This window comes from Streptomyces sp. AK08-02, assembly GCF_033795085.1.
Lineage (GTDB): Bacteria > Actinomycetota > Actinomycetes > Streptomycetales > Streptomycetaceae > Streptomyces > Streptomyces echiniscabiei.
On sequence record NZ_JARAZV010000027.1, the window covers coordinates 13,099 to 39,263 of the forward strand.

The 26,165-nt window shown below is 72.0% G+C and carries 23 protein-coding genes; 12 read left to right on the top strand and 11 right to left on the bottom strand.

Annotated features, from left to right (window positions below):
- Positions 1-2,412: 2,412 nt before the first annotated feature.
- Genes PV734_RS41085 through PV734_RS41120 form a run of 8 tightly spaced genes read left to right on the top strand, consistent with a single transcriptional unit; the run spans position 2,413 to position 10,639 of the window.
- Positions 2,413-3,000 (top strand): extensin, encoded by a 588-nt coding sequence (locus PV734_RS41085; RefSeq protein ID WP_319294534.1) that lies wholly within the window; start codon positions 2,413-2,415, stop codon positions 2,998-3,000.
- 46 nt (positions 3,001-3,046) lie between these two features.
- Complete coding sequence (locus PV734_RS41090; RefSeq protein ID WP_006377862.1) at positions 3,047-3,472, top strand: phage tail protein; 426 nt, start codon at positions 3,047-3,049, stop codon at positions 3,470-3,472.
- Between the two features lie 29 nt (positions 3,473-3,501).
- Entirely contained in the window at positions 3,502-4,236 is a 735-nt protein-coding gene (locus PV734_RS41095) for a LysM peptidoglycan-binding domain-containing protein (protein WP_319096302.1), read from the top strand.
- Positions 4,236-6,140 carry a VgrG-related protein gene (locus PV734_RS41100; protein WP_319294536.1) on the top strand — a complete coding sequence of 635 codons (1,905 nt, stop codon included), beginning with the start codon at positions 4,236-4,238 and terminating at the stop codon, positions 6,138-6,140. Before PV734_RS41095 ends, PV734_RS41100 begins: the two co-directional genes overlap by 1 nt.
- Positions 6,141-6,199: 59 nt before the next feature.
- Positions 6,200-6,643, top strand: coding sequence for a GPW/gp25 family protein (locus tag PV734_RS41105; RefSeq protein ID WP_319096304.1), 444 nt, complete (start codon positions 6,200-6,202; stop codon positions 6,641-6,643).
- Positions 6,644-6,649: 6 nt separating this feature from the next.
- The gene (locus tag PV734_RS41110) at positions 6,650-8,611 is read left to right on the top strand and encodes a putative baseplate assembly protein (protein WP_319096305.1); all 1,962 of its coding nucleotides are present in this window, start codon (positions 6,650-6,652) and stop codon (positions 8,609-8,611) included.
- A 31-nt stretch (positions 8,612-8,642) separates the two neighbouring features.
- On the top strand, positions 8,643-9,200 hold the full coding sequence (locus PV734_RS41115; RefSeq protein ID WP_319096306.1) for a phage tail protein: 558 nt from the start codon (positions 8,643-8,645) through the stop codon (positions 9,198-9,200).
- A complete protein-coding gene (locus tag PV734_RS41120) occupies positions 9,197-10,639 on the top strand; it encodes an NADase-type glycan-binding domain-containing protein (protein WP_319294539.1) in 1,443 nt (480 codons plus the stop codon). The genes PV734_RS41115 and PV734_RS41120 overlap by 4 nt, the downstream gene beginning before the upstream one ends.
- Positions 10,640-10,731: 92 nt before the next feature.
- On the opposite strand, the gene PV734_RS41125 is transcribed toward PV734_RS41120, so the two are convergent.
- Entirely contained in the window at positions 10,732-11,286 is a 555-nt protein-coding gene (locus PV734_RS41125; protein ID WP_319096308.1) for a DoxX family membrane protein, read from the bottom strand.
- Between the two features lie 101 nt (positions 11,287-11,387).
- On the opposite strand from PV734_RS41125, the gene PV734_RS41130 reads away from it, so the two are divergent.
- On the top strand, positions 11,388-11,711 hold the full coding sequence (locus PV734_RS41130; protein ID WP_319096310.1) for a nuclear transport factor 2 family protein: 324 nt from the start codon (positions 11,388-11,390) through the stop codon (positions 11,709-11,711).
- 139 nt (positions 11,712-11,850) lie between these two features.
- On the opposite strand, the gene PV734_RS41135 is transcribed toward PV734_RS41130, so the two are convergent.
- The 4 genes from PV734_RS41135 to PV734_RS41150 all read right to left on the bottom strand — a co-directional run bounded on the left by PV734_RS41135 (position 11,851) and on the right by PV734_RS41150 (position 16,436).
- On the bottom strand, positions 11,851-12,540 hold the full coding sequence (locus PV734_RS41135; RefSeq protein ID WP_319294541.1) for an ABC transporter ATP-binding protein: 690 nt from the start codon (positions 12,538-12,540) through the stop codon (positions 11,851-11,853).
- A 98-nt stretch (positions 12,541-12,638) separates the two neighbouring features.
- Positions 12,639-14,123 carry an ABC transporter permease gene (locus tag PV734_RS41140; RefSeq protein WP_319294543.1) on the bottom strand — a complete coding sequence of 495 codons (1,485 nt, stop codon included), beginning with the start codon at positions 14,121-14,123 and terminating at the stop codon, positions 12,639-12,641.
- Positions 14,124-14,631: 508 nt separating this feature from the next.
- A complete protein-coding gene (locus PV734_RS41145) occupies positions 14,632-15,435 on the bottom strand; it encodes an SDR family oxidoreductase (protein ID WP_319294545.1) in 804 nt (267 codons plus the stop codon).
- Entirely contained in the window at positions 15,435-16,436 is a 1,002-nt protein-coding gene (locus tag PV734_RS41150) for a Gfo/Idh/MocA family oxidoreductase (protein ID WP_319096315.1), read from the bottom strand. The genes PV734_RS41145 and PV734_RS41150 overlap by 1 nt, the downstream gene beginning before the upstream one ends.
- 116 nt (positions 16,437-16,552) lie before the next feature.
- On the opposite strand from PV734_RS41150, the gene PV734_RS41155 reads away from it, so the two are divergent.
- Complete coding sequence (locus tag PV734_RS41155) at positions 16,553-17,884, top strand: multidrug effflux MFS transporter (RefSeq protein WP_319294548.1); 1,332 nt, start codon at positions 16,553-16,555, stop codon at positions 17,882-17,884.
- An 84-nt stretch (positions 17,885-17,968) separates the two neighbouring features.
- Here PV734_RS41155 and PV734_RS41160 read toward each other — a convergent pair whose 3' ends face one another.
- From PV734_RS41160 to PV734_RS41175, 4 genes are read right to left on the bottom strand one after another with little or no spacing between them, the layout of a single operon-like run.
- Positions 17,969-18,706, bottom strand: coding sequence for a class I SAM-dependent methyltransferase (locus tag PV734_RS41160; protein ID WP_319096317.1), 738 nt, complete (start codon positions 18,704-18,706; stop codon positions 17,969-17,971).
- 45 nt (positions 18,707-18,751) lie between these two features.
- On the bottom strand, positions 18,752-19,606 hold the full coding sequence (locus tag PV734_RS41165; RefSeq protein ID WP_319096318.1) for a hypothetical protein: 855 nt from the start codon (positions 19,604-19,606) through the stop codon (positions 18,752-18,754).
- Positions 19,607-19,625: 19 nt separating this feature from the next.
- A complete protein-coding gene (locus tag PV734_RS41170) occupies positions 19,626-21,461 on the bottom strand; it encodes a GMC family oxidoreductase (protein ID WP_319294550.1) in 1,836 nt (611 codons plus the stop codon).
- Positions 21,458-21,880 carry a hypothetical protein gene (locus PV734_RS41175; protein WP_319294552.1) on the bottom strand — a complete coding sequence of 141 codons (423 nt, stop codon included), beginning with the start codon at positions 21,878-21,880 and terminating at the stop codon, positions 21,458-21,460. Before PV734_RS41175 ends, PV734_RS41170 begins: the two co-directional genes overlap by 4 nt.
- Positions 21,881-22,104: 224 nt before the next feature.
- Here PV734_RS41175 and PV734_RS41180 point away from each other — a divergent pair, with 224 nt between their 5' ends.
- The gene (locus tag PV734_RS41180) at positions 22,105-23,103 is read left to right on the top strand and encodes a small ribosomal subunit Rsm22 family protein (RefSeq protein WP_319096321.1); all 999 of its coding nucleotides are present in this window, start codon (positions 22,105-22,107) and stop codon (positions 23,101-23,103) included.
- Between the two features lie 156 nt (positions 23,104-23,259).
- On the opposite strand, the gene PV734_RS41185 is transcribed toward PV734_RS41180, so the two are convergent.
- The gene (locus tag PV734_RS41185; protein ID WP_319096322.1) at positions 23,260-23,676 is read right to left on the bottom strand and encodes a cytidine deaminase; all 417 of its coding nucleotides are present in this window, start codon (positions 23,674-23,676) and stop codon (positions 23,260-23,262) included.
- Positions 23,673-24,935: an MFS transporter gene (locus PV734_RS41190; protein WP_319096323.1), complete on the bottom strand. Its 1,263-nt coding sequence runs from the start codon at positions 24,933-24,935 to the stop codon at positions 23,673-23,675. Before PV734_RS41190 ends, PV734_RS41185 begins: the two co-directional genes overlap by 4 nt.
- A 99-nt stretch (positions 24,936-25,034) precedes the next feature.
- On the opposite strand from PV734_RS41190, the gene PV734_RS41195 reads away from it, so the two are divergent.
- Entirely contained in the window at positions 25,035-26,165 is a 1,131-nt protein-coding gene (locus PV734_RS41195) for a helix-turn-helix domain-containing protein (protein WP_319294554.1), read from the top strand.

Below are 26,165 nucleotides of genomic sequence, written 5' to 3' on the forward strand. Positions count from 1 at the left end.
AGGGTCTCCGCCGCTGCCGTGGCTTCCCCCGCTGCCGTGGCTTCCCCCGTGGCCGGGGTCGCGCCGCTGACCAGGGTTTCCGGTGTGGCGGTCGTGCAGCGGCGTACCTTGCCGGTGGCGAGGAAGTCGGCGGCGGCCACGGGGAGTTCCGGGGGTGCCGGGAGCACGGTTGCTCCCGAGGTTCCCCCCGCTGTCGTCTCGGAGGCGTCGGCGCGATCCCTGGCATCCCCTCCTTCCTCGACTTCCGCCGTGGAAGCGGACGCTGCCTCGGCAGGCTCGACGGAGTCCGCCACTCCTCCCGTACGGCCGACCGTGGCTTCCTCGGGTCCGGGTGCCGCGTCCGTCCAGTTGGCCCCCCAGGTGTCGGGGCCGGCCGCGGTGTCGCGTCCTGTACCTGCGGCGACGGATACGGCTGCCGTGCAGAGGACTGCCGGGTCGACAGGGCCGGTTGCTGCCGCGTCACCAGGACCAGGGGCCGCATCCACGGCGCCGGGCCCGGCCGTCGCGCAGAGGCCGGCAGTCTCGAAGAGCACGTCAACTGGCGTACCGGTGAGGCAGGTTGAGTCGTCCCGGGTCTCCGGGGCGCCGTCCACGCCCGTGGTTCAGCGGACCGCCGCTCCGACGAGGGCAACTGCCGTCCCGGCGAGCCCGGTCACTACCGCGACAACGGGCGGCTCGGATCGCACGCCTCCGGGGTCCCCAACCGCCCCGGCCGACGAGCGGGGCGCTGCCCTGACGCACTCCGACGTGGCTCGGCCGGACCGTAGTGCGGGTAGTGCCGGTAGGACCGCTAGCGCCGCCCAGGCTGGTCCGACTGCGGGAGGGAACCCGCCGGTGCAGCGAGCGGCCACCTCGGCGGGAGAGGCGGTCACTCCTTCCGCGAGTACGGCGGCGCCCTCCGGGGCTCCGGTCGCTGCCTCGGGTAGCTCGGCTCCGGTGGGGCGAGTCGCCCCCTCGACAGGTTCGGCGGCCACCCCTGTGGAAGAGGCTGCCGCGCCCGCGAGGCCGGTCGCGCGTTCCGGAAGTCCGGCGCCGGTGCAGCGAGTTGCCGCGCCGACAGGACCGGCGGCCGGTTCGGCCGGCTCGGTCGCCGTCCCCGCGAATCCGGTTTCCGTGCGGCGAGTCAGCACTCCGGCGGGACCAACGGCCAACCCTGTGGGGCCGACGCCCAACCTTGTGGGACCGACGCCCGCCCCTGCTGGACCGACACCCACCCCTGTGAAACCGGCGTCCGCTGCTACCGCCCCGGTCGCCGCTTCCGCCGGCCCGTCGCCGGTGCGACAAGAGGCCACCTCGACGGGTCGTACTGGTACACCTGTGGGACCGGCGACCGCTCCCGGGAGCCCCGTCGCTGCTTCCGCGAGCCCGGTTTCCCCCGTGCAGCGCCTGGCCGCTCCGGTTGGCCCGGCGACCCCCGGTACAACCCCGCTCACCGCTTCCACGAACCCGCCCCCGGTGTCCGGCGCCCCCGTCCGGCAGTCGGCGTCCGCCGACACCCGAGCCGCTAACTCGACGCCTCCGGTGCGTACTTCCGAGCCCGGGGAATCCGGACCGGCGACGCCCGGCGTCCCGCGCGCAGTCACCCCCGTAACTTCCGTCCCTCCCGTCACTCGAAGCGTGCAGCCGGCTTCCACCCAGGCGCCACCGCACGCCGGCACAGCCCGGCCGTCGGACACCGCGTCCGCCACCGCCGACGTCACGCCCGCCACCCCGCAGGCGCCCTCCCACCTTGACGTGACCCCGGCCGCGCCCTCTGCCCCAAGGCCCATCTCTCCCCAGGCGCCCTCGCACCCCACCTCCACCCCGAGCCCGGTCACGCCCGCCGCGCCCTCCGCCCAGCACAAGCCCCTGGCCGGACTGGCCGCCCCGATCCAGCGAACGGCCGCCACAGCGCCTCGGCGCACAGCAGGGCCCACCTCGACGCCCACGCCTACCTCGGCGTTCGCGACCCCGACACCGAGTACGCCCCGTCGGCGTAGCGCCCTGGGAGCCCCGCTCTCCGCACCGCCCGCAGACGCGTCCCCCTTGATGGGCCGCCCCGCCGCGTCAACGCCCCCGGGTGTCACCGGAATCAGCCCCGCAGCGAGCACCGGCACATCTGTCGCGCCGGTGCCGATCTCCGCACCCGGCGTGCCGGTCCAGCGTGCCGTCGCGACACCCCGGGCACCCGCGATCTCCGTACCCGGCAACCCGGTTGCCGCGACGGCAGCCAAGGCGCTCGCGCCGACCCCGGCCCCGCCGACCCACCCGGCGCCGAACGCGCCGATCGAAGCCCCCGTACCTCACGCGTCACCCGCGTCACCCGCGTCACCCGCGTCACCCGCGTCACCCGCACCCCCCGTACATCCCGCACTCCCAGCCCGCCCCGCCGTCGCACAACTCGCGCCTCCTGCCCCACCGCGAATACAGCGGGTGCTTTCCTCCGCCCACCCCCTGACCACCTCCCTCCCCGCCCCACCCAGCCCCGCGCGCCCCGCCCAGGCGCTTCCCGTCGCCCCCAAGGCCGCCCCCCTGAGGCGTCCCGCGCCGCCCGTCGTGGGGCAGCCGGTCGCGACCCCCGTCCGCCACTCGCCCGCCTCCGCTCCGCAGCCGGCGCCGGTGCCGCACAGCACCGGCGCCGGCACCCCCGTACAGCGCACGCACTCCACCTCGCCGATGCCGCCGCGCCCGGCGATGACCAGTGCCGCCCCCGCGCGGCCGGCCCTCCCAGCCGCACCCGCGGCCGTCCGCATCCAGCGGAGGGCCGCACCCGCAACCCAAGCCATGCCCCAACAGACCCAACAGACCCAGCAGTCCCAACAGGCTCAGCAGTCCGAGCGGACCCAGCAGGCGCAGCAGGCGAAGCGCGAATCCACTCCTCCCTTCAAGGTCGGGGACCTGAACGACCACCAGCTCGACGAACTCACCCACCGGCTGATCGACAGGGTCACCCGCAAGGTCCGTACCGAACTACGTCTCGACCGTGAGCGCATCGGAAAACTCCGCGACCCCCGTCGCTGACCGCACGAACATCTCCGCCCCTCCACAAGTCAGTTGAAAGGCCCCGATGTCCACCGATACCGACCCGGGCTCCACGATCTTCTTCACCCTCACCATCGACGGCGAAAGCCTCGGGTACTTCAACGGGTGCGAGGGCCTGTCGTCCGCGGTGGAGATCGAGCATCACCAGGAGGGCGGCAACAACGGGTTCGTGTGGGCGCTGCCGTCGCGGGTGACGTTCTCGAACATCCGGCTGACCCGGCCGCTGACGCCGGACACCTCCAAGGTCGCCGCCTGGATCTCGAGTGTGACCACGGGAGTCACCCGCCCCACCGCCCAGATCGCGGCGCTGCGCGCCGACGGCTCGGAGGTGGCGCGCTGGGGGCTCATCGACGTACTGCCCGTGAGCTGGCAGGGCCCCTCCCTGGACCCGGCGAACCCGGGCGTCGCCACGGAGGTCCTGGAGATCACCCACCACGGCTTCACGGACTGAGCGAGCGGACGGGAAGAGGCAGGAACCACATGGCCAAGGGAAGCAAGGGCGGCAAGGGCGGTGCCGGGAAGAGCCTGGTACGGGCCACGCTCGCCATTCACGAGCCGCCGATCGGCTACAGCACCACACCCGGCGCGCTCATCAAGAACTTCAGCTTCGACTTCAACCCCTCCCAGCTCTCGCTCAGCCGCCGGGCCCAGTGGAAGACCACTCCCACAGCGGCTGTCCGGGACGGCTCGCTGCCGGAGTTCCAGGGGCCGTTGCCACGCGAGATGACCGTGGAGATCTTCCTCGACTCGTCCGACGACCCGAGCAGCACCAGTGTGCTGAAGAAGGTCGAGGCGCTCTTCTCCTGCTGCGAGACGACCGCCAAGAGCATCGCCGCCAATCAGTCGTCGACGCCCTGGGTCGTGTTCGAGTGGGGGTCGTTCTCCACCGCGCGGTTCACCGCGTACGTCAGTTCCGTGGACGCGACCTACAGCCTCTTCGGGACGACCGGTGTGCCCATCCGGGCGACCTGCCAGGTGCATCTGCACGAGATCCCCAGCAAGACCAAGGGACAGAACCCGACGTCGGGCGCGCTCACCGCGCAGCGCGTGCACCGGGTCGTCGCCGGGGACTCGTTGCAGTCGCTCGCCTGGCGGGAGTACGGGGACGCGACCGCCTGGCGGGCCATCGCCGAGCGCAACGGCATCGACGACCCGGGCCGGCTGCCGACCGGGCTCCAACTCATCCTGCCGGCGGCGGAGGAGGCGAGCGCCTGATGGTCCAGATCACCTTCTCCAGCTCCCTCAGTGTCAAGGTCGGGGGTGCCAAACTGCCCGACGACATCGCCCCGTTGCTCGTCGGCGGCTGGGTCGACCTGGGGGCCGGGGTTCCCGGGGCCTTCCGGATCACCTTCCGCGACCCGAAGTACCTGGTGCTCGGCGAGCTCAAAGTCGACTTCGGAACTCCCGTGATCCTGGCGCCCGTTGCCGCCGGTCAGGGCGCCGCCGACCCGTTGATCACCGGCGAGGTCACCGGCATGGAGACCGACTACGACGGCAACGGCACCTTCACCGTCATCCGCGGCTACGACGCCGGTCACCGCCTGATGCGGCAGAGCCGGGTGGCCGCCTTCCGTAACCAGACGGCCTCGGACATCGTCCGAAAGGTCGTCGCCAAGGCGGGAGTCCAGGTCGGGAAGATCCAGGCGACCAGGACCGTCTACGACTTCATCAGCCAGGCCAACGTGACCGACTGGGACTTTCTCGCGCGGCTCGCCGACGAGAGCGAGATGGTCATGTCCCTCGACGCCGAGGGGATGTTCCAGTTCGTGAAGCCCGACCCCGCGGCCGGGGCGCCGCCGGTCAGTACTCCGGGTGAGAAGAGCCCCTTCCTGCTGGAGGGCGGTGTCGACATCCTGCGCTGCCGGGCCGCCGTCACCTCCGCCGACCAGATCGCCAAGGTCGAGGCCCGAGGCTGGGACGTCACGACCAAGAGGAAGCTCACCGCCATCGCCCCGGCCGGGAGCACCGCGCTCATCGGCATCGGCACGACCCCGAAGAAGGCCTCCGCGGCTTTCAAGGCGGGCAAGCTCGTCGAGACCGACACGCCGTACGACCGTCAGGCCGAGGTCAAGTTCGCGGCCGGCGCCCTCGCCGAGGACGTCGCCACCTCCTTCGCCGAGCTGGAGGTCACGGTGCGGGGGAATCCGAAGCTGCGCCCCGGGATTCCGGTGACCCTGGCGGACGTCGGCAAGCCCTTCGAGGGCAAGTACACCTGCACGTCCGTACGGCACGTCTTCGGCGACGGCGACCACTACGAGACCCTCGTGACGGTCAGCGGACGCCAGTGGCGCTCCCTGTTCGGCCTCACCTCCGGCGGCGCCGCGACCACCGCGCCCCGGCTGCCCGGCGTCGCGAACGCGCTGGTCACGGATGTGGAGGACCCCCTGAAGCAGGGGCGGGTGAAGCTTCAGTTCCCCTGGCTGGACGACGCGTACGTGAGTGACTGGACGCGGGTCGTGCAGCTCGGCGGGAAGGGCGGGGGCGGTATCTTCCCGCTCGACGTGGGGGACGAGGTGCTCGTCTCCTTCGACCGGGGGGCACTCGACCATCCGTTCGTCGTGGGCGGGCTCTACAACGGGCGGGACAAGCCGACCGTCGTCAAGGACGTGTGGCTGCACGACCCGCTGAAGAAGAAGGCCATCCGGCACACCCTGTCCGACCGGGAGGGCAACCGGGTCGACCTGCTCAGCCAGCAGACCGGCCTGCGCAAACAGGGCGTGCGGATCGCCAGCGGCAACGACAGGCTGACCATCAACCTGGACCGCACCAAGACCGAGATCACCGTGGACAGCAAGGGCTCCGTCAGCATCACGGGCGGCACCTCCGTCTCCGTGGACGCCGGTACCGATCTGACGCTGAGCGCCCGCCGGGCCATCAACATCAGGAGCGGCGGCATCCTCAACCTCCAGGGCCGGGGCATGGTCAGTCTCAAGTCGCTCGGCGGCGTGGTCAACGTGGACGCGGTCGGCGCCCTCAACCTCAAGGCGGCGGGGGCCGCGACCCTCACCGGTACCGCCTCCGTCCAGGTCAACTCCGTCGCCAACGTGGGCATTCGAGGCTTCGCTCTCATGCTGAACGGCATCGTGACGGTCAACACCAAGCCGTATCCGCTCCCGTGACGGCCGAGAAGTTCCTGGTCCGCGGAAGCGTGCGGAGAAGAAGGCAGGTGGGTCCGAAGATGGCCGAGCAGTTCGTCGGTTCCGGGTGGGCGTTCCCGCTGCGTATCGGGCCCACCGGGGGCATCGCCCTCGTCAGCGGGGAACGGGAGGTCGAGGAGGCCATCCGGCTCGTCCTCGCCACCGCGCCCGGGGAACGCCCGATGCGGCCCGAATTCGGCTGCGCCATCCACGACCTGGTGTTCGCGCCGGTCAACGAGGCCACCGCCGGGCGCATCCAGCACGAGGTGTACTCCAGCCTCGACCGCTGGGAGCCGCGCATCGAGGTCGACGACGTCGAGGTCACCGCCGGTGCCGAACAGGGCGTCCTGTTCATCGACGTCCGCTACTCGATCCGCGGCACCAACAACCCGCGCAGCCTCGTCTTCCCCTTCTACGTCATCCCCTCCCACGAGGGGCCCGACGCGTCCGGCGACACGGGCAACTCCTTTGAAAGCGACCGCTGATCACCGATGGCCCTGCCCTCACCCAACCTTGACGACCGCCGCTTCCAGCAGTTCGTCGACGACGCCAAGCGCTATATCCAGCAGCGCGCCCCGGAGTGGACCGACCACAACGTCTCCGACCCCGGCGTCACCCTCGTGGAGACGGTCGCGCACATGGCGGACCAGATCGTCTACCGCCTCAACCGCGTCCCGGAGAAGAACCACCTCGCCTTCCTCGACCTCGTCGGCATCACCCTCTTTCCGCCCTCGGCCGCCCGCACGGACGTGACGTTCTGGCTGTCGGCGCCCCAGGAGGAGACGGTGCTGCTGCCGTCGGGCACCGAGGCGGCCACGCTCCGCACCGAGAGCGAGGAAGCCGTCGTCTTCGCCACGGAACGTGAACTAGCCGTCGTGCCCTGCGAGTTGCAGCACCTTGTCGTGCAGAACGACGGCGCGCCCGTCGCCGACCGGACCGCCGACCTCACCGAGGGCAAGGACGTGCTCTGCTTCGCCGAGGCCCCCGGCCCCGGTGACTGCATGCTGTTCGGGCTGAGCGCGGCCGTACCGCACTGCGCGGTCGCCCTCGACCTCGACAGCCGCGTCGACGGCGTCGGCGTCGACCCACGCCAGCCGCCCCTCCTGTGGGAGGCGTGGACCGAGGACGGCTGGGCGGTCTGCGAGGTCCACCGGGACGGCACCGGCGGCCTCAACCGGCCCGGCGACGTCGTCCTGCACGTCCCCGGCGGCCACACCCTCTCCCGCACCGGCGGCAGGGAGGCCGGCTGGCTGCGCTGCCGGGTCACCGAGCCCCTCAACAACCAGCCCTTCTACACCACTTCACCCACCATCCGGTCCGCCGAGGCCTTCACCCTGGGCGGCACCACGCGCGCGGTCCACGCGGACACCGTGTACGACGAGGCCCTCGGCGAGTCCACCGGCCTGCCCGGGCAACGGCTGCGACTGGCCAACTCGCCCGTCGTCGGCGACGACCCGCCCGTACTCGTCCAGTCCGCGGCCGGCCCCGAGGGGTGGACGGACTGGCAGGTCGTCCCGCACTTCTCGGCCTCCGCCCCCGACGACCGCCACCTCACCCTCGACGCCGCGACCGGCGAGATCGCCTTCGGCCCCGCCGTCCGCGAACCCGACGGCACCCTGCGCCAGTACGGAGCCGTCCCGCCCAAGGGCGCGGTCCTGCGCGCCCGCCGCTACCGCACCGGCGGAGGCAAAGGGGGCAACGTCGCCCGGGGCGCGGTACAGGTGCTGCGCAGCTCGATCCCGTACGTCTCCGAAGTCGTCAACCGGGAGGCCGCGCGTGGCGGGGTCGACGGCGAGACCGTCGAGGAGGCCAAGGTCAGGGCGCCGATCACCCTGCGTGCCCAGGAACGCGCCGTCACCCTGCGGGACTACGAGGAACTCGCCCGCCGCGCCGCCCCCGAGACCGCCCGCATCACCTGCCTGGAGGGCGACGAGGGCGAGCACGGGTCCTACGCCGTACGGGTGTTGGTCGTACCGCAGGCCGTACCCGACCCCGGTGGACGGCTGCGCTTCGAGCAACTCGTCCCCGGCGACGCCCTGTTGCAGCGCATCACCCGATATCTCGACGAACGGCGCCTGATCGGGACGCGGTTGGCGGTCGGCCCGCCCTTCTACCAGGGGGTCACCGTCGTCGCGACGGTGCACGCCTTCAGGGGCGTCGACACCGACCGGGTACGCCGAAAGGCGCACGACGCCCTCTACCGCCACCTCGATCCGCTCACCGGCGGCGCCGACGGCAAGGGCTGGCCCTTCGGGCGTCCCGTGCAGTCCGGCGAGGTCTTCGCGGTCCTCCAACGCGTACCCGGCGTCGAACTGGTCGACGAGGTGCAACTGCATCCCGCCGACCCGCTCACCGGCAAGCGCGGCGAGTCGACGAACCGCATCGACCTCGCCCCGCCCTCCCTCGTCTTCTCCTTCGACCACCGGGTGCGGGTCATCGGGGACAGCACGTGACGAAGCGCGACCAGCAGACAGGGAGGGCCCGTTGAGAGGCTCCATCGACGGACTCGGCTCCTCCGCGCCCATCGGCGCGATGCTCCCGGCGGTCTTCGCCGACGACGACCTGGCCCAGCGGTTCGTCGGCGGTCTCGACGACGTCGTCGCGCCCATCCTCAACGCCCTCGACTGCCTGGACTCCTACTTCACCCCGTCCCTGGCCCCACTCGACTTCACGCGCTGGCTCGGCAGCTGGGTCGGCGCCGAGATCGACGGCACCGAACCGGAGGACCGGCTGCGCGCCGCCGTCGCCGCCGCCGCGTACCTGCACCGGGTACGAGGCACCCGGCGAGGCCTGTCCGAGGCCGTACGGCTCGCCTTCGGGGTGATCCCGGAGATCACGGAGAGCGGCGGCGCCGACTGGCACGCCCGGCCCCTCGGACCCGTCCCCGGCGATCCTCGCCCCCATCTGCACGTCGCCCTGCGGCTGCCCGACCCGACACCCGCGGACGAACACCGGCTGGACAGCCTCGTGGCCGCGGCCCGCCCCGCCCACATGCCCTACACGGTCAAGGTGACCGTCGCCGAAAGGACCCCGGAAAGATGACCAGCCAGAGCTGCGCCGAATGCGGAACACGGGCGGAGCCCGGCCAATCCTTCTGCGACGCCTGCGGGGCGGTGCTGAGCTGGTCCGACCGCGAGGAGCGGGAGGTCCGCGAGGGACGGGAAGCGGGCGCGGGAAGCGCCGACCAGGAGGGCCGGGCGAGCTCCGCCAGGGGTACGGGTGCCGGCGATCCCGTGTCCGTTCCGGCGGGGGAGCTCGCCGTGGCGGCGGGCGTGCGCGAGGAGACGAGGTCCGGCGGCGGGCCGTCGGGCAGCGCCGACGCTCACGGCCCCGGCTGGGACGCGTTCGCCCGCTCGGGCCCCGGCGGCACCGGGGTGCCCCGCACCGCCCTGGCCAGGCTGGACGAACCCGCACCCGCGCCCGCACCCCGGTCGGACCCCGCCACCGCCACCCCGGAACCGCCCCAGAGCGCCGACGCGGACACGCTGCCCCAGCCCGCCGTACCCCCCGGGGAGAACACCCCCGCGCCCGCGCCCACCCCCATCCCCACCCCCGCTCCCGCCCCCGAGCCGGACGACACCGCAGCCCGCGCCAGGTCCCTCCTGGTGCCGCTCTCGGACCCCGAACCCCGGACGGCCCCGGAGCCCTCCGTCGCACCCGTGCTGCCCGGCCTCCCGGTCACCGACCGCCCGCAGGTCCGCACCCCGGGCCGGGAACCCGGCGTACAGGGCGGCCTGCCGTGCCCCTGGTGCGCGACCCCGAACATGCCCGACCGGCACTTCTGCGGACGTTGCGCCATGCCGATGTCGGCCCAGGGCGGCGGCGAGCCCGGTCGGCGGCTGCCGTGGTGGCGCCGGCTGCTGGACCTGCGGGGCGGCGAGACCCCGTGGGCGGGGGACCGACCGCGACTGCGCCGCGGCTTCGGCCGTGTCTGGAACTGGGTGGTCGGCGCGCTGGTGCTGACCCTGCTGATCGCGGCCGCCATGAACTTCGGAGATGCCGTCAACGGCGTACGCGACCACTTCGCCAAGCGTGCCCCGGCCGACCCGGACAAGGTCACCGCGTCCCGCTCCTACCCCGGCCACAAGCCCGAACTGGCCTTCGACAAGCGGAGCAACACCTGGTGGGGCCCCGGCGTCACCCAGTCCGGCGAGGGCCAGTGGATCGAGGCCAGCTTCGCCGAGCCCACCCGGCTGCTGGACGTCCTCATCACGCCCGGCGTCTCCGCCCGCGCCGACACGCTCTCCGAGTCGGCGCTCCCGAAGCGCGTCGAGGCACAGATCACCACCGCCGACGGAAAGAAGACGACCCGCATACTCAACCTCGACCAGGGCGCGGGCGCCCAGACCCGGGCCTTCCGCGTCGGCGCCGTCACCTCCGTACGCTTCGTCATCCTCTCGGCGCACGCGGCGTCCGGCGACAAGCAGGTGGCCATCGCCGAGATCGAGTTCTTCGGACGGTCGAACGCGGACGGGTCCTGACCGGCCGATGCCGGAAGGGGGCCGGGCCAGGGAGCGTTCGTTCCCTGGCCCGTTCCCGGTGAGCCACGCGGATGGGGCTCTCGTCCGTCCTGTTACTCCTCGAACAGCGCGTCCTGCGTGCCCTGTTGACGCTCCCGCACACGCCGGTTCCGCGCCCCCACGACCACCGCCGTGACCGCGGCCGTTCCGGCGAGGGCCGCCGGAACCATCCAGCCGCGATCCAGTACGTGGCCCAGCGCGTGGTCCAGGGAGAGCCGGCCCGGGCCCGTCACCGCGAGGCCCGCCGCGGCGAGGCCCAGGGTGGCCGCGTACTCGTAGCCGCCACCCGTGTTGAAGAACCCGTTGGGCGCGTGCACGGCGGTGGCACCCACCATCGCGCCCGCCGCGGCCGCGCCGGCCGCCGGAGTCGCCAGGCCCAGCGCGAGCAGCGCGCCGCCGCCCGTCTCCGCGAGGCCCGACGCCGTGGCGCTGGCCTTCCCGGGCGTGTAGCCGACGGACTCCATGAAGGCGCCGGTGCCTTCGAGGCCGTGCCCGCCGAACCAGCCGAACAGCTTCTGCGCGCCGTGCGCCGCCAGCACCCCGCCCGTCCCCAGACGGAGCAGCAGCAGGCCCAGGTCACGCCGGTCGTATCGGTCGTCACAGGTCATGCCTCCACCGTCGCACCGATCACGCCCACCGCACCCGAGGGGGCCGTTCGTACCTGCCGTTCGGGTGGCGTGGGCCCGGGGCCGGTGCCAGTGTGACCGGCATGACGATTCAGACCGCCAAGCTCAGCGACCCGGCCGTCCGGGCCTTCGTCAACGCCGTGAACGCGCACGACCGCGAGGCCTTCGAGGCCGTACTGGCACCCGGCGCGACCATGTCCGACGACGGCTCCGACCGTGACCTCGCCGACTGGACCGAGCGCGAGATCTTCTCCTCCCACGGGCACATGGACGTCGCGAACGAGTCGGGGGAGGGCCGCGTCCTCGTCGCCAACTACAGCAACGACACCTGGGGCGAGATGCGCACCAAGTGGCGTTTCACCGTCGACGACGGCCGCATCCTCCGCTTCGAGACGGGCCAGGCCTGACCGGTCGTGAAAGGGCCGCTCACCGCAGGGCAGTCGGCCGAGATCGACCAACTGCTCGGGCGGTGAACGGCCGTGCCCCAAAAGGGCGCGGGGAACTGCGCGACCAGCCACAACGGACCCGCAGTCGAACCGCATGCGCTCAGCCGACGTACTGATCCTGATCAGTGACCGTGAGCTGACCTGCCTTGATCGTCGCGACCCGAGGGGCCTTGCGGGCGATCGACGAGTCGTGGGTGACCAGGATGAAGGTCAGCCCGTGCTCACGCCACAGCCCTTCGAGCAGCGCCATGATGTCGTCGCGCGTGCCCTCGTCGAGGTTGCCGGTGGGCTCGTCCGCGAGCAGCACCTTCGGCTTCTTCACCAGGGCGCGGGCGATGGCCACCCGCTGCTGCTGACCGCCGGACAGCTCGGTAGGGACGTGCGACAGCCGCTCCCCGAGACCGACCGAGCGCAGCGCCTCGGCCGCCCGCTCGCGCCGCTCGGCGGGCTTCACACCGAGCGGTACGAGGGCCGTCTCGACGTTCTCCTGCGCGGTCAGCGTAGGGATGAGGTTGAACGCCTGGAAGATGATGCCGATCTTCTCGGCGCGCAGCCGCGTCAGCTTGGCCTCGCTGATGGCGCCGAGATCGACGCCGTCCAGCTCGACACTGCCCTCGGTCGGCCGGTCCAGGCCGCCGATCATCTGCAGGAGGGTGGACTTGCCGCCGCCGGTGGGACCCTGGATGACGAGCTGGTCGCCGTCCTCGATGACGAGGTCGATGCCGCGCAGCGCCTCCACCGTCTCCTTGCCCCGCGTGTATCTCTTGGTGACACCGGTGAGCTTGTACATGAACGACTCCGTGACGTACGGGAATTGGGGCAGGGGAAGGGGGATGTCCGGGGTACCGGAACCGGAACGAGGGACCGGGGGACCGGGGGACCGGGGGTCTACGACACGCTGCGCAGAGCGTCCGCCGGGCGCATCCGCGAGGCTCGCCAGCCGCCCATCGCCCCGGCGATCAGACCGCCGGCGATGGCGAGGCCGGCCGCGAGCGCGATGGTGGTGAGGGAGACGGGCGCCGACAGGGCGATCTCCATCGTGTTGGCCGCCGACTGCCGACCCGGGCCACCACCACCGGGGCCGCCGCCCATACCGCCGCCGCCACCCGTGTTGCCGAGCTGCGCGGTCAGCTTGGGGCTGTACGTGGTCACCGCGTACGCCGCCGCCAGGCCGATGCCGATACCGAGCGCGCCACCGAGCAGACCGTTCACGATGGACTCGCCGACGACCTGCCGGGTCACCCTGCGCGAGGGCCAGCCCAGCGCCTTCAGGGTGCCGAACTCCCGCACCCGCCGGGACACGGCCGAGGAGGTGAGCAGCGCGGCCACCAGGAACGCCGCCGCGAGGACCGCGATGGACAGCCACTTGCCGACGCTGGTCGCGAGGTTGGACGCCGTGGAGAGGGAGCCGGAGACGGTCTCCGCGAGATCGGCGGAGGTCGTGACGGTCGTACCCGAGATGTTCTTCTGGATCGTCGACTTGACGGTGTCGATCTGCTTCGAGTCGGTCGCCTGGACGTAGATCGTGGAGACCAGGTTCGCGGAGTCACCGAGGGTCTGGGCCTGCTTGAGCGGCAGGTAGACGTCGGTCGTGGACTCGCTGCTCTCGGGGGTCGCGATACCGATGACCTTGTACTTCGTACCGGAGATCGTGAGGGTCTTGCCGACCGTGTACTTGTTCTCCTTGGCGTACGACTTGCTGAGCACCGCGACCTTCGCGTTGGTCTGTGCCGTCGTGAAGGTCTTGCCGCTGGTGATCGTCGTGGTGGCCAGCGGGCCGAGCTCCTGGTTCGTCACGTCGACGCCCGTGACGGAGTAGGAGTTGACGTCGAACGAGGCGCCGCCGCCCTGGATCTCGGGCGGGGCGGTGCTGCCGGAGTTGCCGCCCTGGCCGCCGCCGGGCCCGCCCTGCTGACCGGACGACGAGGACGACGACGAGGTGTCGGTCTTCGCCTTGCCCTGGGTGAAGGAGCCGTCGACCTTGGTGACGTTGAGGCTCAGCGCGCCCACCGCCGTGGCCACGCCCTTCTGGGCCGCGACCTTGGTGACCAGCGCCGACTTCAGCGTCTGTCCGCCCTGGGTCGTCACCCGGTCACTGCTCTGCGTCTCGGTCGAGTCGTTCGAGCTGGCGTCGAAGTCGAAGCTCGGCCGGCCCGACTGGCTGCCGGTGGGCGCCGATCTGGCCTTGGTGACGGTCATGTCGGTGCCGAGGCCGTACAGCGACTGCAGGACCTTGTCCTGTGCCTGCTGCATGCCGGCCGACACCGAGTTGACGGTGATGACCAGCGCGATACCGAGCGCCAGACCCATGGCGATCACCAGAGCCGCCTTCTTGCGCCGGCTCAGTTCACGCTTGAGATAGATGCCAAACATCCAGTTCCCCAAAGGTTCTTGGCGCCCGCTCGCGGACGGCGCCCACTGTGGGCGCTGCCACAAGCTAGGGAGGAACCTTTGTGGGGAACTGGGTAAACGATGTGCGGGAGCTGAGAAAGCGACGCCGAAACAATCACGAACAATTAAGCCGCGCCACCAGGGACGATCAGGTCGTGCCACCGCGGGTGATCAAGGCGTGCCGCCCATCCCGCGATGCTCGTCCCGCCCGTGGGGCTCGTGTGCCGGAGCACACGACAGCCGCTCCATGACCCGGTGCGCACCTCGCGGTCCCACGCGAAGTCCACCCCCACCCGGTTGCGCCATGGAGCGGCTGTCGCCTTCCCCCCTCGGTGTGGTCCGTTTCGTACTACCGGAACCCCAGAGCCCCAAGTGTGAATCTCTGGTGGAGAAGGCGTGTTGAGCATAAGCCTGCGACCGGCCCGAACGCTACGGAGCAATCAATTCCGTTTGTGCAGGTTGAGTCTTCGAATGCCTGCGCGAGACGCCCTCAGCCGCGCCCCACGTAGGGCATCGCGGTCGCCAGAACCGTCGCGAACTGCACATTCGCCTCAAGCGGCAGCTCCGCCATGTGCCGCACGGTGCGGGCCACGTCCGCCACGTCCATGACGGGCTCCGGAGCCGTCTCCCCGTTCGCCTGCAGGGCCCCGGTTTGCATTCGCGCGGTCATGTCGGTCGCCGCGTTCCCGATGTCGATCTGGGACACCGCGATGCGATACGGCCGTCCGTCCAGCGCCAACGCCTTGGTCAGGCCCGTCAACGCGTGCTTGGTCGCCGTGTACGGGGCCGAGTGCGGCCGGGGCGTGTGCGCGGAGATCGACCCGTTGTTGATGATCCGGCCGCCCTGCGGATCCTGCTCCTTCATCTGCCGGTACGCCGCCTGCGCGCAGAGGAACGCCCCGTTGAGGTTGGTGTCCACGACGTGCCGCCACGCCTCGTACGCCAGATCCTCGACCGCCACCCCGCCCGGCCCGAACGTCCCCGCGTTGTTGAACAGCAGGTCGAGCCGCCCGAACCGCTCCTGTACGGCCGCGAACAGGGCGGCCACGTCGTCGGGCCGGGCCACGTCGGCGCGTACGACGAGCGAGGCACCCTCGGGCGCGAGGGTCGCCGTCTCCTCCAGCCGCTCGGTACGGCGGCCCGTGAGCGCCACCGACCAGCCCGCGCCGAGCAGTTCGAGGGCGACCGCCCGCCCGATACCGGAACCGGCACCGGTCACCACCGCGACCTTCCCGCGCCGGGTGTTCGCCGGGTGCCCGGCGTTTGTTGCGTTTGTCGAGTGCCCCTCGCTCATCAGCGGGCCTCGCCGGGGTAGCGGACGCCGATCTGCTCCCTGATGGTGTCCATCGTCCGCATCACGGCGAGGGTGCCGTCGAGCGGGACGAGCGGTGACTCGGTCTCGCCGGCCCGCAGGGCCCGCATCACCTCGGTCGCCTCGTGCCGGAAGCTGTTGCGGGCGCCGTGGTCGGGGGCGGCGACGAACTCCTCGGGGTCACGGCCGTCGCGGTGCAGCACGAACCGGTCGGCGAAGAAGAACCCGTCGGGTACGTCGATCCGGCCCTTCGAACCGGTCACCGACGCGCTGATGGACGTACCGCCGACGATGGAGCAGTGCACCGAAGCGAGAGCGCCGCTCTCCCAGGAGAGCAGCGCTCCCGTCTGGAGATCGATGTTCTCGTCGGAGAGCACCGCTCTCGCCGAGATGCCGTCCGGCTCCCCGAGCAGCAACTGCGCGAACGACACCGGGTACACGCCCAGGTCGAGCAGCGCCCCGCCGCCCTGTGCCGGGTCACGCAGGCGGTGCGAGGGCGGAAAGGGACCCTCCAGCCCGAAGTCGGCCTGCACGGTCCGTACGTCACCGATCGCCCCGTCGTCGACCAGAGCCTTCAGCCGCCGGATGACCGGGTTGCAGTAGGTCCACATGCCCTCCATCAGGAAGGCGCCGCGCTCCCTCGCCAGCGCGACCAGCTCCTGCGCCTCCCGCACGTTGAGCGTGAACGCCTTCTCGCACAGCACGTTCCGCCCGGCCTCCAGACACAGTCCGGCGGCGGCCCGGTGCGCCGAGTGCGGAGTGGCGACGTACACCACGTCGACCTCGGCGTCCTCGGCCAGCGACGCCCAGTCGCCGTAGGCCCGGGGGATGCCGAACCGTTCGGCGAACGCCTTCGCCGAGGCATCGCTCCGCGAGGCGACGGCGACGAGTTCCGCGTCCGGCAGATCCACCAGATCCGCGGCCATCGCCGCCGCGATCCCTCCCGTAGCCAGAATTCCCCACCGCACGCGCTCAGCCGACATACCAGCCCCTAGTCCCGTGACCTCTGTTACCTCGAACACTCTGTACGAACGGAATGTACGAACCGCCTGTACGAGCTGAGAGCATAGGTGGCGGATTACTCGAAAAGGGAGGGCGTATGCCCGAGCGTGGCAGAACCACGCGGGACGCGAAGAGTCCCCGGGAGGACGTGAAAAGTCCCCGGAGACAGACGGAGACACCGAAGGACCTCCCTCGCCCCGCCCGCTCCCTCCGCCGCACCGGTCTCCTGGTCACCTTCATCCTCGGCGGGCTGACGGCGACACCCCCGCTCGCGATGGACATGTACCTCCCGTCCCTCCCTGAGGTCACGACCTCCCTGCACGCCCCCGCCGCCAGCGTCCAGCTGACCCTCACCGCCTGTCTGGCCGGCATGGCCCTCGGGCAGCTCCTGATCGGCCCGATGAGCGACCGGTGGGGCCGTCGGCGCCCCCTCCTGGCGGGCCTCGCTGTGTACGTCGTGGCCACCGTCCTGTGCGGTCTCGCGCCCAACCTGGAGTTCCTGGTCGCCTTCCGGCTGGTCCAGGGACTGGCGGGCTCGGCCGGAATAGTCATCGCCCGGGCGGTCGTCCGTGACCTCTACGACGGCGTGGCCATGGCCCGCTTCTTCTCCACCCTCATGCTGATCTCGGGGGTCGCCCCGATCATCGCGCCGCTCATCGGCGGCCAGATCCTGCGTGTGACGGACTGGCGGGGCGTCTTCGTCGTCCTCACGGTGGTCGGGACCGCCCTGGCGGTGCTGGTCTGGTTCCGCCTCCCCGAAACCCTCGACCCGGCCGACCGGCACGCCGGCGGCGTCGGCGAGGCGCTCCACTCCATGCGCGTGCTGCTCGCCGACCGGGTCTTCACCGGCTACGTCCTGGCGGGCGGCTTCGCCTTCGCGGCCCTGTTCGCGTACATCGCCGCGTCTCCCTTCGTGATCCAGGAGATCTACGGCGCCTCCCCGCAGACGTTCAGTCTGCTGTTCGGCGTCAACTCGGTCGGGCTGGTGATCGTCGGGCAGATCAACGGCAAGGTGCTGGTCGGCCGGGTGTCGATGGACAAGGTGCTGGCGGTGGGCCTCACGGTCGTCACCGCCTCGGCGGCGGCACTGCTGGTGATGGCGACGGGCGTGTTCGGCGAGGCGGGCCTGTTCCCGGTGGCCGCCGCGCTGTTCGTCCTGATGTCGGCGATGGGCCTGGCGATGCCCAACACCCAGACCCTCGCCCTGATGCGTACCCGCCACTCCGCGGGCGCCGCGTCCGCCCTGCTGGGCACCACGTCCTTCCTGATCGGCGCGGTCGCCTCCCCGCTGGTGGGCATCGCGGGCGAGAACACGGCCGTCCCGATGGCGATCGTCCAACTGACGGCAGCACTGGTGGCGGTCGGCTGCTTCGTCGGGATGTGCCGCCCCTGGAACCGGCCCGCGCCCCTGGAGCGAGCGGAGAGCTGAACGCCCAGCCGGTCGAGCATCGCCCCGGCTGAGCACCGCACCGGCTGAGCACCGACCGGGTCGGCCCGCGGAGTCGGAGGCGGGTCACGCCGGTGGTGCGGCCCGCCGGGCCAGGAACACGAACTCCCGGCCAGGGCGGTCGGGCGCGTCACGCACCTCCCGCACCTCGTAGCCCTGGGCGAGCAACTCCGCCTCGATCTCCTCCCGTTCACGGAAGCGCAGCGTGGAGTCGGAGGTCAGCACCTGGCCGTCGGCGGCGAACACGAAGGTCCAACGGAACGTCACCAGGGGGCCGTCGACCCCCGTCACCTCGACCCAGCTCTCGACCGCACCGACCTCGGCAATCTCCGTCACCCGGTAGGAGGAGTCCCGGTTCCACTGCTCCCAGGCCCGCTTCGACGGGTCCCGGGTCTCGAAGACGAGGTGGCCACCGGGCCGCAGGGCGGCATGGACGCCCCGCAGGGTCCGCCGCCAGGCGAGTGGATCGGTGATCTCCTGGGCGGCGTTCGCGGTCATCGTCGCGAGGTCGACCTGGAGGGCCGGCAGGTCTGTCGCGTCGCCGTGGATCCAGCGAACACGTTCTGCACCGGACTTGGCACGGGCGACATCGAGGGACGCCAGGGCCGGGTCGACGCCGATCACGTCGATCCCCCGGCGCGCGAGCGACAGCGCGAACACCCCCGTGCCACAGCCGAGATCGAGTACCCGGCGGGCGCCGAACTCGGCCGCGACGGCGACGTACGCGTCCAGGTCGCCGCGATCGGGGTCGAGCGGGTCGTAGATCGCGGCCAGGCGGGGGTGCCGGAAGCATTCGTCGGACATGGGGGCGACGCTATCGGGGCCGGGGCGCGCGGGTCCGGTGTTCCGTCAACGCCGGGAGCTCAGGTAGTAGGGCCGATTGTGGGCCGCCACCGGTGGTGACTGATAGGTCCAGGCACCGGCGGCGGGGGTGTCACCGAGCAGTTGGCGGATGTCGACGCCGAGGTCGCTGTCGGTGGCGTGGACGGTCAGGCGTACGCGGTCGGTGTGGTGCGGGGCGCCCAGGTCGTACCAGCGGTAGGGCTGGTAGACGTTCATGGGGCCGGCCAGCGCTCGCCCGTCGGTGTCGGTGCCGTAGCCGGTGATGGGAGTGTTGTTGGCGGGAGCGGCCGTCAGGCCGTCCAACTCGGCGGTCAGAGAGACCAGTTGAGTGTCCCTACGCACCAGGGTGTCGTCCTTGGCCACCTCGCCGGCCTTGCAGTGCACGGTCCAGGTCTCGCCCGCCGGACCGTTCAGGGACGGCAGATCGACCTCGAACCAGCCCGGGTACTTCGGCTCGGCGTACAGCTCGCGACCGGCCGTGATGGCGTACGGGTTGTCGCACACGACGTGGATACGGGCGATCCCGAGGAGTTTCGTCTGGTCCCAGCCCTGCGCGTACTGCGCGTAGGTCAGCTCGGGGATCCGGTCCGCCTGGTCCGTGGGGAAGGCGACGACGTTGTACTCGATCTCCTGGGTGACACCCCCGCCGAACGCGTACTGCGCGAAGTACAGCTGGTAGTTGAGCGAGACCAGGGCCCGGCCGTCGAAGGTGGCGGCGGTCAGGGCGGGGTGGTGCTTGGCGAGCAGGTCACGGACGGGTTCCGCCTCGGTGAGCCAGTCGATACCGATGTGGTGCAACGCCCCGTAGTGGAAGGGGAGTTGAAAGGGCTCGGCGACGGGCGGCAGGGGCAGCGGGCTCATACGGGCACTCCTGGGGTACTCATGCGGGTTCGTCTGGGGTGAGGGCGACGGGGCGGTCCCGTTCGGCGAGGTCGGCCTCGATGCGCCGGACGCTGCGCAGAGCGAGGGCGGCCATGGTCAGAGTCGGGTTGGAGGTGGCGACGGACGGCATGCTGCCGCAGCCCACGGCGTACAGGCCGGGGTGGTCCCAGCACCGCTGCCACGAGTCGACCACCGACGTGCCGGGGGAGTCGCCCATGATGTGGGTGCCGGCGGCGTGGCCGGCGCCGCGATAGCCGTAGAGGTGGCCCCCGTGCTCGAAGCGGCCGGGCCAGGCCGCCGCCGGCTCGTAGTCGGTGTGGTCCTCGGCGCCGAGCAGGGCGAAGATCTGGTCGGAAGCGCGCTTGGCGGTGGCCATGCCCTCCTTGACGTGGTCCGACAGGTCGTAGGTGACCTGGGGGTGGGGCAGGCCGAGCCGGTCGCGGGCGTGCGGGTGGAGGGTGACGCGGTTGGCGGGGTCGGCGCCCTGCTCCATTTCGAACTGGAAGCTGAACTGGCGGCGTACCCGGTCCCCGACGGCGCGTCGCAACTCGGCTCCGAACAGGCCTTTTTCATGGAGGAGTTGGGCAACGTCGCCGTCGATCGGCCCCTTGGCCCACACCCACCCCCAGTTGCCGACCTCGATACGGAAGGGCGCCCGCGCGCGCCGCTGCGGCCCGGCACGGAAACCCTCGAAGCCCGAGGTGGACCCGGGCCCGCGGTACGCGCCGACGGCTTCCGGCATGAGGCCCCAGGTGAGCAGCACCGGGTGGTCCATCAGGTTGCGGCCGACCTGACCGCTGCGGTTCGCGAGCCGGGACAGCAGGAGCAGTCGGGCGTTCTCGATGGCGTGCGCGGCGAGCACGACGACATCGGCGTGTACCCGGGTGGCCCGCCCTTCGTACGACAGGTACTCCACGCCCGTGGCGCGCCCGTTCCCGTCCACGAGCACACGGCTGACCACGGCCCGGTCCACGAGCCCGACCGAACTCCCCCACTGTCCCTGCGTCTTGAGCGGGGTGTACTTCGCGTACGAGGGACAGTGCGGGATGCACGTCGCGTTGCCCACACACCGGCTGGCCGGGTCGGGCCGCCCCTGGGCGCCGCGCGGAACGTAGCCGCGCCCGCCGTCGTACTCCGGGTCCGGCACGCTGTTACGGGCCTGCGGGGTGCCGACCACTCGCAGTTCGACCTCGTCCAGGGTCACCGGGTCCCTGACGCGCCGTCCGTCGAGGCTCGCCGCGAGGAGACGGTCCAGGTGACTGGCGGGCAGGGCGCGCATGGGGAAGGCGTAGCCCTCGGGGAAGCCGAGCCCGACGTGCGCGCGCTGCTCGTCGGCGTCGGCGGCCACCCCCAACTCCCCTTCCGCCGCCCGGTAGTGAGGCTCCAGGTCGTCATAGGTGAGCGGCCAGCGGCGCCCGTACCCGAAGGCCTCGGTGTCGAAGTCCTCCGGCAGCATGCGCGGGGCGAGGCCGGTCCAGACGTTGCCGGTGCCGCCGTTGGCCCGGACGTAGCCGCTTGCGTACGGCAGCGGGCCGTCCTGCAGCAGATGGCCGGACGCACGGAATCCCGGGACGCCGTCCGTGCCCGTCAGGTCGGTGACGTCGGGCCAGCCGACGGCGGGGTGGGACCGATGGGTGGAGCCCGGCACCTTCGCGGACGCCGTGGCGAACCGGTCGAGGGCCTCACGGTGACCCCGCTCGGAGTCGGGTTCGCGCTCTCCGGCCTCCAGGACCAGGACTCGGCGCCCCCGGCGGCCCAGTTCCTTCGCCACGAGCGAGCCCGCGATGCCGGCGCCCACGACGATCACGTCGTAGTGACTCACCGAACGGCTCACAGAGAGTCCGCCGGGGAGGGGCAGGGTGAAGGGGAGGGGGAGAGGGAAGGCGACGGGGAAGCGGCCCAACTGCCGTATCCGCCGGGTGCGGTGGCGGGGGCGGCGATTCCCGCCGCTTTCCAGACCAGCCCCTCGGCGTAGGCGCGCGCCGACACCACGAAGGGGGACGGTTCCGGCCAACTGCCCGTGTACCAGAGGAGAGTGAGGGCGCGGGCGGCACCGCTCAGGTCGTCGTCCAGCTCGCCGAGCGGGCTTCCGCTCGCCTCCAGCAGCCGCCGTAATCGATCCCGGCCCAGTTGCTCGGAGGCCACGGCCAGGTATGTCTCGGTGAGTCCGGTGCCGCGCAGCGTCGCCGAGTCGAACCCGGTCAACTCCTGCGACAGCACCGTGAAGGTGGCCGTCTCGTCTGTTGTGTGCACGAGGGCATCGGTGCCCCTGTGTCTCGCCGACCATGCTGTGCCGCCCGCGTATGGCCGGAAACGGAGGTGGGAGCGGGCCGCCACCGCGCCCAGGCCTCTCGTGACGTCGTCCTCGTGATCTCGTCCTCGGGGTGCCGGTCACCGGACACCGGCGCGCTCGGCAGCGATGCCGAGGGAGGCCCGGGGAAGCTCGTCATACTCACGCCCACCTCTAGAATCACCCCGTGAACACCCCCGTTTCCCCCGCCGACGCCCTGCGCGCTGCCCTCGCCGGTCTGCTCGACGGGCTGCCGCCGAAGGCAGCCGCGCAGGCGGTCGAGCGGCTGATCGCCAACTACCGGGGGCGGACGCCGACCGATGCGCCCGTGCTGCGGGACCGTTCCGACGTGGCCGCGTACGCCGCCTACCGGATGCCCGCCACGTTCGAGGCGGTGTGCTCGGCGCTGGAGGCGCTCGCCGAGGCCGCGCCCGGCTGGGCGCCCGGCAGCCATGTCGACGTCGGGGGCGGGACAGGGGCCGCGACCTGGGCGGTCAACGCCGTCTGGGAGGGCGCGCGGCCCGTCACCGTGCTCGACTGGGCCGAGCCCGCACTCGCCCTCGGGCGCGAGATCGCCGCCGCCAACCCGGAGTTGAAGAGTGCGGAGTGGCAGCGCTCTCGAATCGGAGCGGCGCTCACCATCGAGAGCACTGATCTCGTCACGATCTCCTACGTCCTGGGCGAACTGACCGAGGCCGACCGCACCTCCGTGGTCGACGTGGCGGCCGGCGCCGCCCAGACGGTCGTCGTCATCGAACCCGGCACCCCCGACGGCTACCTCCGCGTCATCGAGGCCCGCGACCAGCTCGTCCGCGCCGGCTTCCACATCGCCGCCCCCTGCCCGCACAGCGTGGCCTGCCCGATCGTCCCCGGCGAGGACTGGTGCCACTTCGCCACCCGGGTCAGCCGCTCCTCCCTCCACCGCAAGGTGAAGGGCGGCTCCCTCCCGTACGAGGACGAGAAGTTCAGCTACGTCGCGGCCACCCGCTTCCCGGTGACCCCGGCGCCCGCCCGCGTCGTACGCAAGCCGCAGATCCGTAAGGGCCAGGTACTCCTCGAACTGTGCGAGACCGAGCCCTCGCTGCGCCGGGAGACGGTCACGAAGCGGCATGGGTCGCTCTACCGGGCCGCTCGTGACACGGACTGGGGGGACGCCTGGCCGCCGGTGGAGGCGAGCGGGGAGTAGGGCTCAGCGCTTCAGCGTGAACGTGAGGTCGCCGGAGAGCCTGCCGCTCGGTCGGGCCGCCGAAAAATCTGACACGGTGCCGAACGCCTCTTCCCGGAACCATGTCACGATCGTTCGGCGTGCGGTCACTTCGGGCACCCTGGATGCCCAGCCCCGCTAATCGGCGTCCAGTTGATGGTCCGCCCAGACGTACGTCTCGGGAAGCAACTCGGTGACGGGCACCGCCCGGAGGGCGTCCGCCCTGCCGACGATCACCCTGAGCGCCGGGAAGTAGTCGAGCAGCACCTGACGGCACCGGCCGCACGGCGGGACCACCCCGCGCTCGCGGTCGCCCACCGCGACGATCGTGTCCAGGTCGTACGCGCCCTGGGCCGCCGCCGTGCCGATGACGACCAGCTCGGCGCAGGGGCCGCCGGTGAAGTGGTAGGCGTTCACCGCCGTGATGATCCGGCCGTCCCGGGCGCGGGCCGCTGCCGCCATCGTGTGGTTGTCGCCCCGGCAGCGGGTGCGGGCGATGTGCGCCGCCGCCTCGATGAGTTCGTGGTCCACGGGGTGGGGTGGGTGCGTGGTCATGTTCTCCGCTTCTCCATGTCGTTCTCCTCTTCCGTTTTCCTGTCCTTGGCTACGGCAGCCGACGACACGAGTGTCGCCGCCGCGAGGCTGCCCCAGAGTGCCGTCGCGCCGTGGGGAGCCAGCGCCGTGATCACCGCCGGGGACACTGCCAGGCCGAAGCCCGTGGAGAGTTCGAACCGGGCGATGGTGCGGCCCATGACCTGCGCCGGAGCCAGGGACGTGACCAGCGCTGTCGCGCTGCCCGCGTAGATGATCTCGCCTATCGTGCACGGCACCGCGACCGCCGCGACCGCCGGGGCCGCCCACCCGTGGCCCAGTGAGGTGGCGGCGAGGAAGCCGACGTAGGACATCGCGAGCACGACGCCCGACCCGGCCAGGACCGTTCGCCGGTGGTAGCGGGAGAGCAGGACGGTGATCGGGACCTGGAGGGTGACCACCAGCACCGTGTTGGCCACGAAGATGGCCGCCGACCACATCGGGGACGCGTGCGACTGCGTCACGAGCACCAACGGGAGCGCGATCTCAGGGACGTTGAGGCAGAAGACGTAGACCACGTTGGCGGCGAGCAGCGCGCGCATCCGAGGGACGGGAACGGGCCCGTCGCTCCCCGCCTCCGCCCGTGCGGGCCGGTCCGCGCGCAGCCGGACCGACCACGCCAAGGCCGCCGCTGTGAGATACGCCAGCCCGGTCACCGCCGCCAGTGCCCGCAGGGCGTCGGCGCCGCCCGCCAGGCTCGCGGTGGCGATGAGCGCGCCCACGCCCAGGCCCGCGTTGCGCAGGGCGCGGCCCGCCGCGAGGGCGGCGTCGCGGTCCCTGCCGTGGGCGATCGTCGCGACGAGGGCCGAGTGGGCGGCCGGCCAGGCCTGGTTGCCGATGCCGAGGAAGAGCGCGGCCGCCGCGAACTGCCCGACGTGGCCGGTGGGCGTGGCCAGCAGCAGCGCCACGCCCACCACCCGCACCAGCATCGACGCCGCCACGACCGTGCTGCGCGCACCCCGGTCCAGCCAGCGGCCCACCCCGGGCATGCACACCAGCCCCGCCACGATCCCGGCCGTCATGGCGATACCGGTGGCCGGTGCGGACAGGCCCAGCACCGTGACGCCGTAGAGGAGGAGGAAGGGACGGAGGAGGCCGGTGCCGAGCGCGTCCACGGCCAGGGCGATGGCGTACCGGGGGCCGCCGGAGGCGCGGATGAGGGCTCGGGGACCGACCTTGGGCGTGGGCGTGGGCGTGGTGGTTGTGGTTGTGGTTGTCGGCATGGCGCCAACGGTCCGTACGGCCGCCCGGCCGGGCACGCCAGTTGACGGACACCGTCAATCCACGCCGGCTCCGGCGCTCCGGCCAGCCATGATGGACGAATGACGTTGCGCATCGACATCAGCGGACTGCCGGCCGAGCGGCTGCCGTCGGACCGGTCGGCTGCCGAGCGGGTGCAGACCGAGCGGGTCCGGTTCGCCGCCTCCCCCCTGGCCGAGCTGACCGCGATGCTGCACGTGCTCGCCGAGCCCGGGCACCACCCGCAGCTCGCGGGCTGGGCGGCGGACGTCTGGGCCGGGCTGCGGCCCGAGCTGGCCGAGCGGTTGCGCGAAGCCGACTTCCTCTGGCGTTCCTCGCAGGCCGACTTCCTGATCCCCGCCCGGCCTCGGCCCACCCTCGCCGACGAACTCGACGACGTGGACCGGCTCGACGACGAGACGTACGTGACCGCCGCGCTCGTCACCACCTGCGGCAGCAGCCGCGTCCACTTCGGCTCGCCGTCGCCGCTCAGCGACGCGACCGCGCGTGAGTGGGCCCTCGACCTCGCCCAGGCCCGTGGCGCACGGCAGGAGGCTTTCGCGGAACGGCTCCTCGCGGACCCGGCCGCCGTACGGGCCCGGGTGCGCGACACGCTCGAACAGTGCGCCGGCGCCTTCTTCGACGCCGCCTGGGCGGAGGTCGCCGTACGGCTCGCCACCGACCTGCGGGTGAAGAACGACCTGCTGAAGCGCCAGGGCGTCGGCGCCGCGCTCGCCTCGGTCTCCGGCGCGGTCGCCCTCGCCCCCGACGGCGACTGCATCGTCGTCGACAAGCTCCAGGACAAGGCGACCGCCGCCCACGGCGCCGGAGTCACCTTCATCCCCAGCGTCTTCGGCCGCCCCCATCTGGTGGCGGTCCACGCGCCAGGCTGGCATCCGGTGGTGCAGTACCCCGTGGCCGAGCCCGGCCCGGCGGAGCCGGTACCGCTGGAAACGGTCACCCTGCGGCTGGAGGCACTCGCCCATCCCGTACGGCTGCGGTTGCTGCGCACCCTGGCCCGTGGCCCGCACACCACCGGCGAGCTGGCCCATGTGTGGGACCTCTCACCGCCGGAGGTTTCCCGCCACCTCGCCGTCCTGCGCCGCGCGGACCTCCTCACGGCCCGGCGGCACGGCCGTTACGTCCGCTACAGCCTCAACCTGCCCGACCTGACGGCACTGGGGACGGACCTGCTGGCGGCCGTACTGCGCTGA